Origin of the sequence: Pedomonas mirosovicensis (assembly GCF_022569295.1) — a bacterium.
Lineage (GTDB): Bacteria > Pseudomonadota > Alphaproteobacteria > Sphingomonadales > Sphingomonadaceae > Pedomonas > Pedomonas mirosovicensis.
In genome coordinates, this window is the sequence record NZ_JAKFIA010000001.1 from 1,705,118 (window position 1) to 1,718,293 (window position 13,176).

Genomic DNA, 13,176 nt, shown 5'->3' on the forward strand with positions numbered 1-13,176 from the left:
TGTTTGCAGGAGGGACTTGTCCCTCCTGCACCTCCCATTCGTTTTTCGGGCCGCGCGTGGCGGAGCCGTCTTCCCCGCTGGAGTTCGGTTGGATCGGGCCAGGCCTGTCATCGCAGCGGGTGTCTCCTGAACGACATCAAAGGGCCGCACCCGGCACCACCGGCACGCCCGAGTTTGTGCCCGCATGACCGGGGGCGTCCCGATAAGGAATGGGGGATCGAAAGGGGGATGAATCCCCCTTTCAACCTTAACTTCCGAACTTCCTTTACGCCCCGGCCATCCCGCCCTTTGCCTGCCCCCCGCGACAGGTCGAGGAAGTTGCGGCCGATGGCGGGGATGTTGCCGCGCAGGTGCGCCAGCGCCAGCCGGGCGACGGGCTGCGCGTCGGCGAGGCTGCGGTAGGCGACGCCCGCCACCGCCAGCTGCCGCATGGAGGCGGGCACGAGCGAGACCCCCAGTTCCGCCGCCACCAGCGAAAGCACGGAGACGATTTGCGGGGCGGGCTGGCCGATAATCGGCTCGAACCCCACCGCCCGGCAGGCGTCCACCGCCGCGTCGAACAGGGTCGGGCCGATCGGCTTGGGCGTCAGGATGAAGGGGTCCGCGTGCAGGCTGGTGAGGTGGATTTCCTGCTGGTCGTCCTCCAGCGCGGCGGCGCGGGCAGAGGGCAGGGCGGCGATCAGCGGCTCGTCGGGGAAGGGGTGGGCCTGGATGTCATCGCCGTCGATGGCTCCGGGGCGCAGGAAGGCGAGGTCCAGGCTGCCGTCGCGCAGGCCGGCGACCAGCCCGTTGCTGTTGCGCTCCTCCAGCGTCAGGTCCACATCCGGGAACCTGCGGCGGAAGGCGCGGATGGAGGCGGGCACCACCGTGTTGAGCACGGCCGAGCCGGTGAAGCCCACCCGCAGCGTGCCGGTCTCGCCGCGTGCCGCCCGCTGGGCGCTGCGGATGGCCGCGCGCGCCTGGTCGGGCATGGTCCGCACCGCCTCCAAAAACGCGCGTCCGGCTTCGGTCAGCTCCGCGCCGTGCGGCACCCGGTGGAAGAGGGCGGCGCCGATTTCGGTTTCAAGGTCGCGGATCTGCTGGCTGAGCGGCGGCTGGCCGATGCCCACCGCGCGCGGCGGCTCGGGTGAAGTTGCCTTCCTCCGCCACGGCGAGGAAGTAGCGGATGTGGCGCAGCTCCATGCGGTATCTCCAAAACCTATCACAATATACTCTATCATATATTGGACGAATGAAGCTGCCGGAGTCATCTTTTTCCCGTGACGACATTGATATGACGTTCGGAGACAGTCCGATGACCAGCCCTACCTCTCTTGGCCGTACGCCTCTTGTGTTCCTGCCGGGCCTGCTGTGCGATGACCGTCTGTGGCTCCAGCAGGCCGAGGCGCTCAAGGATATCGCCGATCCCATGATCGCCGATCTGACGCAGGACGACAGCGTCGAGGCCATGGCGGCGCGGGTGCTGGCGTCGGCTCCGCCGCGCTTTGCGCTCGCTGGCCTGTCGATGGGCGGCTATGTGGCGTTCGAGATCATGCGCCAGCAGCCCGAGCGGGTGACGCGGCTGGCCCTGTTCGATACCAGCGCCTCGCCGGATACGCCCCAGCGCGCTGCCTTGCGCCGGGCCAGCATCGACTCGCTCAAGGTCGGCCGGTTCATGGGCGTCACCAAGCGGATGCTGCCCCAACTGGTTCACGCCCAGCATGTGGACAGCCCGGTGGGCGACGCGGTGCGCGACATGGCCGAGCGCATCGGCGGCGAGGCGTTCGTGCGCCAGCAGACCGCCGTTCTCGCCCGCCCGGACTCGCGCCCGACGCTTCTCTCTATCCATGTGCCGACCATGATCGTGGTGGGGGGCGGATGACGTGACGACCCCGCTCGAACAGGCGCAGGTGATGCACGAGGGCATTGCCGGTTCCGAGCTGCATGTCCTGCCTTCGTGCGGCCACCTGCCACCGCTGGAGCAGCCCGAGGAGGCCACCCGCCTCCTGCGCCAGTGGCTCCAGGCGGGCGAGGCCTGGCACGCCCTGGCGGCCTGAGCGCCGCGGCGCTGGTTCGCCCTCCCCAGACCAATCCCCCCGGAGAGGGGTGCTTGACCTTCGGTTAAGCACCCCTTTTTTATCTGTTCCGTTGGCCGCACCCGCCGTTGGCCAATGCGCCCATTCCCCCTTGCAATCGCCGTTGCGACCCAACATCCTTGCCCTGCGTTGTGTTTACCATCCAGGCATCCTTCATGCCTTCATTGTGAAAATACCTTGGCGCGGCGGTATTGCTGGGCTAACAACAATATGACAAGTTAGAAACAAACCGAACGTTCGGTTATAAGTGGAGGGGTGATTATGTCGCCATCGCCCGACACCGGAGCGGCAAACGCCGGTGGCAAGCAGAAGGGGAAGGGGCGGAACCGCCGGGAAGAGATGGACGCGCTGCGGACCAGCCGCATCCCGACCCCGGACTATCCCGAACCCTACAAGGCCAGCTTTGATGAGCTGAAGCAGTATTACCGCGAGATGCTGCTGATCCGCCGCTTCGAGGAGCGCGCGGGCCAGATGTACGGCCTCGGCCTCATCGGCGGGTTCTGCCACCTTTACATCGGCCAGGAAGCCGTCGTTGTCGGCATCCAGGCGGCCCTCGAGAAGGGCGACAGCATCATCACCGGCTACCGCGACCACGGCCACATGCTGGCCTGCGGCATTGATTCCAAGGCGGTGATGGCGGAGCTTACGGGCCGCGCCGGGGGCATTTCCCGCGGCAAGGGCGGCTCGATGCACATGTTCTCCGTCGAGCACGGCTTTTACGGCGGCCACGGCATCGTCGGCGCCCAGGTGTCGCTCGGCACCGGTCTTGCCTTCTCCCACAAGTACAAGAACGACGGCAAGCTCTGCGTCGCCTACTTCGGCGACGGCGCGGCCAACCAGGGCCAGGTGTACGAGAGCTTCAACATGGCCGAACTCTGGAAGCTCCCGATCATCTACGTGATCGAGAACAACCAGTACGCCATGGGCACCAGCGTCAACCGTTCGTCGGCGGAGGACCAGCTGTTCCGCCGTGGCGAGAGCTTCCGCATCCCCGGCATCCAGGTGAACGGCATGGACGTGCTGGAAGTGCGCGGCGCGGCCAATGCGGCGGTCGAGTGGGTGCGCGGCGGCAACGGTCCGATCCTCCTCGAGATGAAGACCTACCGCTATCGCGGCCACTCCATGTCCGATCCGGCCAAGTACCGCTCCAAGGAAGAGGTGGAGCAGGTGCGCGAGCAGTCGGACCCCATCGAGGGCACCAAGCGCCGCCTGCTGGAATCCGGCAAGGTCACCGAGGACGAGCTGAAGGCCATCGACAAGGAGATCCGCGCGATCGTCGCCGAAGCGGCCGATTTCGCCCAGACCTCGCCCGAGCCGGACCCGTCCGAGCTTTACACTGACGTACTGGTGGAGAACTATTGATGGCCACCGAGATTTTCCTTCCCGCCATGTCGCCCACGATGGAAGAGGGCACGCTGGCCAAGTGGCTGGTGAACGAGGGCGACAAGATCAAGGCCGGTCAGACCATCGCCGAGATCGAGACCGACAAGGCCACCATGGAGCTGGAAGCGGATGATGAGGGCATTGTCGCCCGCATCTTCGTCGCCGCCGGCACCGATGGGGTGAAGGTGGGCACGCCCATTGCCCTCATCGCCGAGGAAGGCGAGAACCTGGATGCGCTCTCGGCCGGCGAAAAGCCGGTGACGCCGCAGGCTCCCGCCGCTGATGCCGCCAAGCCGCAGGCCGCCCAGTCCGCGCCGCCGGCCGTGCAGCCCGCCCGCGCCGAGGATCAGCCCCGCAAGCCGGAGGTTCGCGATCCGGACGTGAAGGGCGAGCTGGTGAAGAAGACCGTGCGCGAGGCCCTGCGCGACGCCATGGCCGAGGAAATGCGCGCCGACCCGTCCGTCTTCGTCATGGGCGAGGAAGTGGCCGAGTACCAGGGCGCCTACAAGGTCACCCAAGGGTTGCTCGATGAGTTCGGCTCCACCCGCGTCATCGACACGCCGATCACCGAGCACGGCTTTGCCGGCATCGGCACCGGCGCGGCGATGGGCGGCCTCAAGCCGATCGTCGAGTTCATGACCTTCAACTTCGCCATGCAGGCGATTGACCAGATCATCAACTCGGCCGCCAAGACCAACTACATGTCCGGCGGCCAGATGCGCTGCCCCATCGTGTTCCGCGGCCCCAACGGCGCGGCAAGCCGCGTCGCGGCCCAGCACAGCCAGAACTACGGCCCGTGGTATGCCCACGTGCCGGGCCTCATCGTCATCGCGCCCTATTCGGCGGCCGATGCCAAGGGCCTCCTCAAGGCCGCCATCCGCTCGACCGACCCGGTGGTGTTCCTGGAGAACGAGCTGCTCTACGGCCGCTCCTTCGACGTGCCGACGGATGAGGACTACGTGCTTCCCATCGGCAAGGCGCGCATTGCCCGCGAGGGCAAGGACGTGACGCTGGTGTCCTACTCCATCGGCGTTGGCGTCGCGCTGGAAGCGGCGGAAGAGCTTGCCGCCGAGGGCATTGAGGCGGAAGTCATCGATCTTCGCACCCTGCGCCCGCTCGACAAGGAGACGGTGCTGAAGTCGCTCGCCAAGACCAACCGTCTGGTCTGCGTCGAGGAAGGCTGGCCGCAGTGCTCCATCTCGTCGGAAATCGCCGCCATCTGCATGGAGGAAGGCTTCGACGATCTGGACGCTCCGGTGCTGCGCGTCACCAACGCGGACGTGCCGCTGCCCTACGCCAACAATCTGGAAAAGCTGGCGCTGGTGAAGTCGGCCGATGTGGTCGCCGCCGCCAAGCGCGTCTGCTACCGCTGAGCCGGGGGAGCACAAGCATATGCCGATCGACATTCTCATGCCCGCCCTGTCTCCCACCATGGAGACGGGCACGCTGGCCAAGTGGCTGGTGAAGGAAGGCGATACGGTCAGCGCCGGTCAGGTGCTGGCCGAGATCGAGACCGACAAGGCGACGATGGAGTATGAATCGGCCGACGAAGGCACCGTCGGCAAGATTCTGGTGGCCGAGGGCACGGAAGACGTGGCCGTTGGCACCAAGATCGCCGTGCTGCTGGAAGAGGGCGAAAGCGCCGATGCGCTGGCCGGTGCGTCCGAGCAGCGCCAGGCCGCTCCCGGCCAGAAGGCGGAGAGCCCCAAGGCCGAAGCTGCCCAGGCCGAGCGGAAGGAAGCCGTCCAGCCGCAGCAGCAGGCTCCCGAGGCGCCTGCCGCCGCCCGTCCGCAAGCTGCTCCGGCCGTCGCTTCCCAGCAGGGTGGCGAGCGCATCAAGGCGTCCCCGCTGGCCCGCCGCATCGCGGGTCAGAAGGGCATCGACCTTGCGGCCGTGAAGGGCTCGGGCCCCAATGGCCGCATCGTCAAGGCGGACATCGAGGCCTTCCAGCCCGGCGCTGCGGCTCCCGCCGCCGCACCGGCTCCGGCCCCGGCGGCTGCCGCTGCTCCGGCCCAGCCTGCCGCGCCCAGCTACGGCCCGCCGGCCGACGTGCCGTTCGAAGAGGTCAAGCTCTCGAACATGCGGAAGGTCATCGCGCGCCGTCTGCAGGAGAGCAAGCAGACCGTCCCGCACTTCTACTTGACGGTCGATTGCGAGATCGACGCGCTGCTCAAGGTCCGCAAGGAGCTGAACGGGCGGCTGGAGAAGGACGGCGTCAAGGTCTCCGTCAACGACTTCGTGATCCGCGCCGTGGCGCTGGCGCTCAAGAAGGTGCCCGCCGCCAACGTGCAGTTCGCGGGCGACAAGATGTACTGGTTCAAGCGCCAGGACATCTCGGTGGCCGTCGCCATCGAGGGCGGCCTCGTCACGCCGGTCGTGAAGGATGCCGGTTCGCTCGGCCTTGGCGAGATCTCCCGCCAAGTGGCTTCGCTGGCCGAGAAGGCGAGGAGCGGCAAGCTCGCCCCTGAGGAGTATCAGGGCGGCACCTTCTCCATCTCCAACCTCGGCATGTACGGCATCAAGCAGTTCGAGGCGGTCATCAACCCGCCGCAGGCCTGCATCCTCGCCGTCGGTGCGGGCGAGCAGCGCGCGGTCATCAAGGACGGCGCGGTTGCCGCCGCCACGGTGATGAGCGTCACCCTGTCGTGCGATCACCGCGCGGTCGATGGCGCGGTCGGCGCCGAATTCCTCCAGGCGTTCAAGCGCCTGATCGAGGACCCGCTGCTGATGCTGGCGTAAGCATCGAATCCGTGGGGCGGGGGAGGCAACTCCTCCGCCCTTTCGGGTTTTTGAGCAAAGTTGTTAGAGAGTTTTTCTATCTCCCTGAAACGCCTGAAGTTTTTGCGTTACGGGATGAGGAGACATGCACATGGCATCCCAGTTCGACGTTGTGGTGGTGGGCGGTGGCCCCGGCGGCTATGTGGCAGCGATCCGCGCCGCCCAGCTTGGCCTGAACACGGCGGTTGTGGAGCGCGAGCACCTGGGCGGCATCTGCCTCAACTGGGGCTGTATCCCAACGAAGGCGCTGCTGCGCTCCAGCGAGATGTACCACAACATGCAGAACGCCGCGGCCTACGGCCTCAAGGCGGACAACGTGTCGTTCGATCTCCAGGCGATCGTCAAGCGCTCGCGCGGCGTCTCCGGCCAGCTGAGCGCGGGCGTCAAGACGCTCCTCAAGAAGAACAAGGTGCAGGTGTTTGACGGCGAAGCCAAGCTCACCGCCAAGAACAAGCTCACCGTCTCCAAGGACGGCAAGGCGGTCGAGGACGTCTCCTTCAAGCACGTCATCCTCGCCACCGGCGCGCGGCCCCGCGAGCTGCCGCACCTGAAGGCGGATGGCGAGCGCATCTGGAACTACAAGCACGCCCTCGTGCCCAACACCGTGCCGGGCAAGCTGCTGGTCATCGGCTCGGGCGCCATCGGCGTCGAGTTCGCCAGCTTCTTCTCCGACCTCGGCTCCAAGGTCACCATCGTCGAGATGATCGACCGCATCCTCCCCGTGGAGGATGAAGAGGTCTCCGCCTTCGTCGCCAAGGCCTTCACCAAGCAGGGCATCACCGTTCGCACCAAGGCGGGCGTCACCAAGCTGGAGAAGAAGGGCGAGGGCATTGCCGCCACCATCGAGGCCGAGGGCAAGAGCGAGGTGGTCGAGTTCGACCGCGTGATCCTCGCCATCGGCATTCAGGGCAATGTGGAGAACATCGGCCTTGAGACGCTGGGTATCGCCGTCGAGCGCGGCCAGATCGTGACGGACGGCTTTGGTCGCACCAACGTCCCCGGCGTCTGGGCCATCGGCGACGTGGCCGGTGCGCCGTGGCTCGCCCACAAGGCCAGCCACGAGGGCGTCACCGCCGCCGAGAGCATCGCCGTCGAACTGGGCAAGGGCAAGGACGTGCATCCGCACCCGCTCAACAAGGCCAACATTCCGGGCTGCACCTACTGCCGCCCGCAGGTCGCCAGCGTCGGCCTCACCGAAGCCAAGGCGAAGGCCGCGGGCTACGAGGTGCGCGTCGGCAAGTTCCCGTTCATCGGCAACGGCAAGGCGATTGCGCTCGGCGAGCCCGAGGGCTTCATCAAGACCGTGTTCGACGCCAAGACCGGCGAGATGCTGGGCGCCCACATGGTCGGCGCGGAGGTGACCGAGCTGATCCAGGGCTACGTCGTCGCCCGCCAGCTCGAGACCACCGAGGCCGAGCTGATGCAGACCATCTTCGCCCACCCGACCCTCAGCGAAATGATGCACGAGGCCGTGCTCGACGCCTACGGCCGCGCCATCCATTTCTAGAGTTAAAATTGGGAGATTATACGCAGGAGGGTCTTAACCCTCCTGCACCTCCCATTTGTTTATCGGGCCGCGCCCTGTCTTTACGGGACGCCAAAATACCAAAGCCGGGCAGGGGCCTCCCTGTCCGGCTTCTGTGTATTGGTCGGTGTGCGCGGATAAGTGCCAGTTTTGCAATTAATTGCAAAACGAAAAGACCCCGCAGGGGGCATACCCGCGGGGCCTGATGGAAAGGTTCGAATGCTCTTTCCTGCAGAGATGGGTCTGACTATACGCCATCCATCCAGGCCCACAACGGCCTTATAGTCGAATATCCAGAGCCCGGTGTAACGCGGGCACAGCGGATTGAACCTGCCCTAAGGCTCTGATTGGTAGGTCGTATCCACTGCTGGGGGTTTTAAGAAATATAAAAGAATTACAACAACTTACGACCATGACTGTGTTGTCATGTCCAACGCGGCTTGCTTCCATGCTGCTTGCCCGCCTGGCTGGTTGAGGGCATCGGCAATGCATCCTGCCGACAACCGCCTTGATCCGCACATTGCGGAAATCTCCGGGCTGGAAAGGAGGATGAAAATGCTAGTTTCTGCAGAGATCTTGACGGTCATTATATCACTGCTGGCGCTGTTGATCTCGGCAATCCGATTAGGATTGTCGCTTGAGAGGCGGCGCAAGGAGTAGACGGCCGCTAACGGGAGCGCATCCGGGCGGTGCTGGATGCCTTGGGCATCGCCTGGAACCTCCTTATGGTCCGGAGCTTCCCTGTGGCCCGCATCGCCAAACGAAAAGACCCCGCCGGATTGACGCCAGCGGGGCCTTGTAGAGCGAGAACTATGTTCTGCATTCTGGAACAGGAAGAGCATAAAAAATTTCGCGTCAGCACGCAAACCCCTCATGGTCGAATACCGCACTCCGTGACCTAAATTGTTATAATTAAACACATATTAGACCACGGAGCCCTTGTAGCGGCTCGCCTCGCTTGGTCCTATGGCGATGCCCGGCTGGTTGGTTGATTGACCCGGCGGCTGCGTCCCGCTGGCCAGTATGGCCGCCGCCGCCACAGCGATTTGAGCCCCCCGCATAAGCCCTCTCTTGCCCTGGTCTATCCAGTCCCGGTCTGGTGCTGCCCGCCAATATACCTAATTTTTTGTAATTAAGTACTGGCAAGGGCAGGGCGACTATCGTCAAAAAAGCATTTCAAGAGGTTTTTTCCTTGACATTTTATAGGAAAATACCTATCGTTTCCCCATCGCGATAGGGTTGTTGAGTCGGTTGCATCTCCCGTCCCTGCGTTGGGACCGCAGGTTTTTGTTGGCGCTTTGGGTGGCCTCGCCGGGCGCGCCGTTCGCGGCGCAGGGGTCATCGTCGCGGGGGCGTTCTTCCCCGCCTGGGGCAAATCAGGATCACAGGATCAAGGGCACCCTGCCGAGGTCAGGGTGGATATGGCGCCGAACATCGGCGGACACGCCATCATGTCCGGACAGGACCGCAGGGGGCGGTCAGCGGCACAGGCGCGCCGGGTTCGCGTATGAAAGTCGGTTCATGTGTTCAGGGTCCGGTGGCGGTTGCTGTCACCGGTTATGCCGGTACGGTGCCCTTGTGGCACGGTTGAGGGCCGGTACGCGTATCCTTTGCCCAACTCCGGACAACGGAGTCTCCGGACAGCGGGCAGTCGTCCAGAGCAGCAGGCGGGGCGTCAGCTCACGCTTGCGGCGAAAAGCCAATCACAAACGCTTGCAGCGGCAAGCGAACCGCGACCGCCTGCGACGGCAGGCCTGTCCCCAAACCCTCGATCCGCCCCGCCCGAGTTGACCCTGATCCACCGACACCGAAACGGCCCTCAACCACCGGCACCACCGCAGCAGGATTGATCGGCACGAAAGAGCAGGAAGGGGCCTCGCGTTATGAGGCTTAATGAGGCTTACTCGCCCCGGCGGCTTTCCTCGCTCTGGAAGCGGGTTTTCTCCTCATCCGGGCTGGCCCGCACCTCGCCGCGCGCCGGGCGCATGGTGCCATTGTTGGCGGTCGGCGGGGCCTCGTCCGCGTTGGGCGGGCCGTTGGGGTTGTCCTCCACCTGGTTGCGAAGGGCTTCCTCCTCGCCCTGCAGCGAGGCGCGAGCGGCGGCCTTGGCCTCCAGCTGGCGGTTTTCCGTCCGCTTGCGGTGCTGCTCGGCCTCGCCGGCGAAGGAGGGTTGATCGGGGGCGGCGTCATGACGCCGGTTCGGATCATTGGTCATGGCATCTCTCGTCAGGGATCGGCGTTTGCCGGCGAACGCCGGCTTCCTGATTTCCAACGGCAGGCGGGGCGGGCTGTTCCGCTGGGCGCGCGGCCGGCCTCCGTTATTGGCCGTTTCATGCCTCAGGGCCGAAAGCCGCAATTGACCGAACGGTAGTTCGGGAAATAGACTGGCCGGGCAGGGGGCGCTGGCAACGGCGCGCCCGGCGTGTGCGAGTTGCGGAGAGACGTATGAGCGTTCAATCGAGGATCAGGAACGAGGCGCTGCGGGCCAAGGTCATGTCGGCCGAGGAGGCCGCAAGGCTGATTCCATCCGGCAGTACCATCGGCATGAGCGGCTTTACGGGGGCGGGCTATCCCAAGCAGGTGCCCACGGCCCTTGCCGCGCGCATCGAGGCGGAGCGGGCGCGGGGTGCACCCTTCCGCATCCGGGTGTGGACCGGCGCATCGACCGGCCCGGAGCTGGACGGCGCGCTCGCCAAGGCCGACGGCATCGAGTTCCGCCTGCCATACAACAGCGATCCCATCGCCCGCGAGAAGATCAACAGCGGCCAGATGCAGTATCTGGACATGCACCTGAGCCAGGTCGCGCCCGTCGCCTGGCAGGGCTTCCTGGGGCCGCTCGACGTGGCGGTGATCGAGGTGGCGGCCATCCGCGAGGACGGCACGCTGGTGCCGTCCTCCTCGGTCGGCAACAACAAGACCTGGCTGGAACGGGCGGACAAGATCATCCTTGAGGTGAACAGCTGGCAGAGCGAGGCGCTGGAGGGGATGCACGACATCTACTACGGCACGGCCCTGCCGCCCAATCGCGTGCCCATCCCGCTGGTGCGGCCCGATGACCGCATCGGCGCCGCCACCTTCCATGTGGACCCGGCCAGGATCATCGCCATCGTCGAGACCGATACGCCGGACCGCAACGCGCCGTTCTCGCCGCCCGATGAGTCGTCCAAGGCCATCGCTGGCCACCTGCTCGAATTTTTCGCCCATGAGGTGAAGATGGGCCGGCTGCCGCCGTCGCTCCTGCCGCTCCAGTCGGGCGTCGGCAACATCGCCAACGCGGTGCTGGCCGGTCTTGTCGACTCTCCGTTCGAGAACCTGACCGCCTACACCGAAGTGCTGCAGGACGGCATGCTCGACCTGCTCGACAGCGGCAAGCTGCGGGTGGCCTCCTGCACGGCCTTCTCGCTGAGCCCCGAGGCGGCCGAGCGCCTCAACAGAGCCATGGCGGATTACCGGGGCCGCATCATCCTGCGCCCGCAGGAGATCAGCAACCACCCCGAGCTGGTGCGCCGGCTGGGCTGTCTTGCCATGAACGGGATGATCGAGGCCGACATGTACGGCAACGTCAACTCCACCCACATCATGGGCTCGCGCATCCAGAACGGCATCGGCGGCTCGGGCGATTTTGCCCGCAACGCCTTTATCTCCATCTTCATGGCGCCGTCCGTCGCCAAGGGCGGGAAGATCTCGACCATCGTGCCGCATGTCTCCCACGTTGATCACATCACCCAGGATGTGCAGGTGGTGGTGACCGACCAGGGCCTCGCCGACCTGCGCGGCCTCAGCCCCAAGCAGCGCGCCAAGGTCATCATCGAGAACTGCGCGCACCCCCTCTACAAGCCGCTGCTCAAGGACTATTTCGAGCGGGCGAAAGCGGGCAGCTACGGCCTCCAGACGCCGATGCTGCTGAACGAGGCCCTGTCCTGGCACCAGCGCTTTGTCGAGACCGGCTCCATGCTCCCGGCCTGATCGGGCGCTGGGCGGAAAAGGGGAAGGGGTGATTGCAGGGGGCTTGCCCCCTGCTGCCCATCCGTTTCTCGGTTGCGGTTCAGGTTCTAAAATCAGCCGCTGGATCAACGATCTGGCGGCTGTTTTTTTTTCCCCGCCCACGAATGCGGGCCTCAGTGCCTGCCTCTTCCCATGCGAAGGCGGCTCTCCCGATGGTGAAGATAGACGAGCAGTTTCACAAGCCCGAGTCCAAGGGTGCTGACAACCGCAGCCATGATGACCGGAGCGAAGTCGATAAGGGAAAAGTTCAGAAAACTCACAGCTCATCCTCCACGGAAAGATGGTTCAGCGTTAAAAACGCGGCCACCAGCAGGGCAATGCCCGCCGCGCCCCAAAGGCCGGGGTTGGATGGCCATTCCCCGTCCAGCATGGGGATGACAAATGCCCCCACGATGCAGGTCGCGGCCATGCTGGTGAACAGGCTGGCGACTTGAGAAATCCACGCATTCATCCGTTCAGTTCGGAACCGATGATTGTTCCTGTTTTCGAATAACATCGCATTATGCTTGTCTTTTCTTTTTAGGACCTTAGCGCGGCCCCTTGTTCCTGAAAAGTTCCGCATGGTCGAATGGGCGGGGCAACAAAAAAGCCGCCGGATTGGGCCGGCGGCTCTTTGGGATCTTTAAGATCGGTCTGGATCGTTGGGGGTTAGTCCCACGGCAGCTCGACCGGCTTGAACTGGTCGGTGCCCGCTTCCATCAGCTGGAGGATGCCGTCGGCGACGGCGAAGTAGGCGCCGTGCAGCTTGAGCGTGCCTGCCTTCTCCCGCTCCTCGACGAAGGGGAAGGTCCGCAGGTTCTGGAGGCTCTGGCGGATGGCGGCCAGTTCCAGCGCCCGCTGCGGGTCCATGTCCGGGGCGATCTCGTAGGCCATCAGGATCTGGTCGCGCACCGGGTTGATGATGGACATCCACCGGTCGATGAAGCTGATGGGCTCGCCCAGCTTTTCCTCCCGGCCCAGCTTGCCGGCCAGCGAGGCGGCGATGCCGCCGCAGCGGGCGTGGCCCATCACCACGATGTGCTCCACCTCAAGGCCGGTGACGGCGAACTCGATGGCGGCGCTGGCGCCGTGGCGGCTGCCGCTGGTGCCGGTTTCGAACGGCGGCACCAGGTTGGCGACGTTACGCAGCACGAACATCTGCCCCGGTTCGGCGTCGAAGATGATGGTGGGGTCGACCCGGCTGTCGCAGCAGGCGATGACCATAACCTTGGGCGATTGGCCCTTGTTGGCCAGCGAGTCATATCGTTCCCGGTGACGATTGTAAGTCTCTTTCCGGAAACGGCGGTATCCGTCGATCAGCGCCTCGAACTCGCGCTGGGACGGCGTGGCGTCTTGGGATTCGTCTGACATGGCTGCTAAAAACGGCAATCCGGCGGGAGCGTCAATAGGCTTTCTGTTTCGTTAACGGAG

Annotated in this window: 14 protein-coding genes; 7 read left to right on the forward strand and 7 right to left on the reverse strand. The window is 65.0% G+C overall.

The features are described from left to right. Positions 1-107: 107 nt before the first annotated feature. Both L0C21_RS08145 and L0C21_RS16870 read right to left on the reverse strand, forming a co-directional pair. Positions 108-1,109: a LysR substrate-binding domain-containing protein gene (locus L0C21_RS08145; protein ID WP_310593359.1), complete on the reverse strand. Its 1,002-nt coding sequence runs from the start codon at positions 1,107-1,109 to the stop codon at positions 108-110. Continuing rightward, complete coding sequence (locus tag L0C21_RS16870) at positions 1,063-1,410, reverse strand: LysR family transcriptional regulator (RefSeq protein WP_374940229.1); 348 nt, start codon at positions 1,408-1,410, stop codon at positions 1,063-1,065. Before L0C21_RS16870 ends, L0C21_RS08145 begins: the two co-directional genes overlap by 47 nt. Here L0C21_RS16870 and L0C21_RS08150 point away from each other — a divergent pair. The 6 genes from L0C21_RS08150 to lpdA all read left to right on the forward strand — a co-directional run bounded on the left by L0C21_RS08150 (position 1,295) and on the right by lpdA (position 7,743). Beyond that, positions 1,295-1,861: an alpha/beta fold hydrolase gene (locus L0C21_RS08150; protein WP_259277882.1), complete on the forward strand. Its 567-nt coding sequence runs from the start codon at positions 1,295-1,297 to the stop codon at positions 1,859-1,861. The two genes, L0C21_RS16870 and L0C21_RS08150, sit on opposite strands and share 116 nt — an antisense overlap. A 1-nt stretch (position 1,862) precedes the next feature. Continuing rightward, the gene (locus L0C21_RS08155; protein ID WP_259277883.1) at positions 1,863-2,036 is read left to right on the forward strand and encodes an alpha/beta fold hydrolase; all 174 of its coding nucleotides are present in this window, start codon (positions 1,863-1,865) and stop codon (positions 2,034-2,036) included. Between the two features lie 378 nt (positions 2,037-2,414). Beyond that, entirely contained in the window at positions 2,415-3,437 is a 1,023-nt protein-coding gene (gene pdhA / locus L0C21_RS08160) for a pyruvate dehydrogenase (acetyl-transferring) E1 component subunit alpha (RefSeq protein ID WP_259278845.1), read from the forward strand. Then, positions 3,437-4,831 (forward strand): pyruvate dehydrogenase complex E1 component subunit beta, encoded by a 1,395-nt coding sequence (locus tag L0C21_RS08165; protein ID WP_259277884.1) that lies wholly within the window; start codon positions 3,437-3,439, stop codon positions 4,829-4,831. Before pdhA ends, L0C21_RS08165 begins: the two co-directional genes overlap by 1 nt. Positions 4,832-4,850: 19 nt before the next feature. Beyond that, positions 4,851-6,197, forward strand: coding sequence for a pyruvate dehydrogenase complex dihydrolipoamide acetyltransferase (locus L0C21_RS08170; protein ID WP_259277885.1), 1,347 nt, complete (start codon positions 4,851-4,853; stop codon positions 6,195-6,197). 130 nt (positions 6,198-6,327) lie between these two features. Next, the gene (lpdA, locus tag L0C21_RS08175) at positions 6,328-7,743 is read left to right on the forward strand and encodes a dihydrolipoyl dehydrogenase (protein ID WP_259278846.1); all 1,416 of its coding nucleotides are present in this window, start codon (positions 6,328-6,330) and stop codon (positions 7,741-7,743) included. 422 nt (positions 7,744-8,165) lie between these two features. Here the strand turns inward: lpdA and L0C21_RS08180 are convergent, their stop codons facing one another. The 3 genes from L0C21_RS08180 to L0C21_RS08190 all read right to left on the reverse strand — a co-directional run bounded on the left by L0C21_RS08180 (position 8,166) and on the right by L0C21_RS08190 (position 9,976). Beyond that, entirely contained in the window at positions 8,166-8,636 is a 471-nt protein-coding gene (locus L0C21_RS08180; protein WP_259277886.1) for a hypothetical protein, read from the reverse strand. A 48-nt stretch (positions 8,637-8,684) separates the two neighbouring features. Then, entirely contained in the window at positions 8,685-8,822 is a 138-nt protein-coding gene (locus L0C21_RS08185; protein ID WP_259277887.1) for a hypothetical protein, read from the reverse strand. 839 nt (positions 8,823-9,661) lie between these two features. Further along, a complete protein-coding gene (locus L0C21_RS08190; protein WP_259277888.1) occupies positions 9,662-9,976 on the reverse strand; it encodes a hypothetical protein in 315 nt (104 codons plus the stop codon). A 230-nt stretch (positions 9,977-10,206) separates the two neighbouring features. Here L0C21_RS08190 and scpC point away from each other — a divergent pair, with 230 nt between their 5' ends. Further along, positions 10,207-11,727: a succinyl-CoA:acetate CoA-transferase ScpC gene (scpC, locus tag L0C21_RS08195; RefSeq protein ID WP_259277889.1), complete on the forward strand. Its 1,521-nt coding sequence runs from the start codon at positions 10,207-10,209 to the stop codon at positions 11,725-11,727. A gap of 295 nt (positions 11,728-12,022) precedes the next feature. Here scpC and L0C21_RS08200 read toward each other — a convergent pair whose 3' ends face one another. Together L0C21_RS08200 and L0C21_RS08205 are read right to left on the reverse strand one after the other, a co-directional pair. Further along, positions 12,023-12,262 carry a hypothetical protein gene (locus tag L0C21_RS08200; protein WP_259277890.1) on the reverse strand — a complete coding sequence of 80 codons (240 nt, stop codon included), beginning with the start codon at positions 12,260-12,262 and terminating at the stop codon, positions 12,023-12,025. A 152-nt stretch (positions 12,263-12,414) separates the two neighbouring features. Next, positions 12,415-13,116, reverse strand: coding sequence for a carbonic anhydrase (locus L0C21_RS08205; protein WP_259277892.1), 702 nt, complete (start codon positions 13,114-13,116; stop codon positions 12,415-12,417). Positions 13,117-13,176 lie beyond the last annotated feature (60 nt).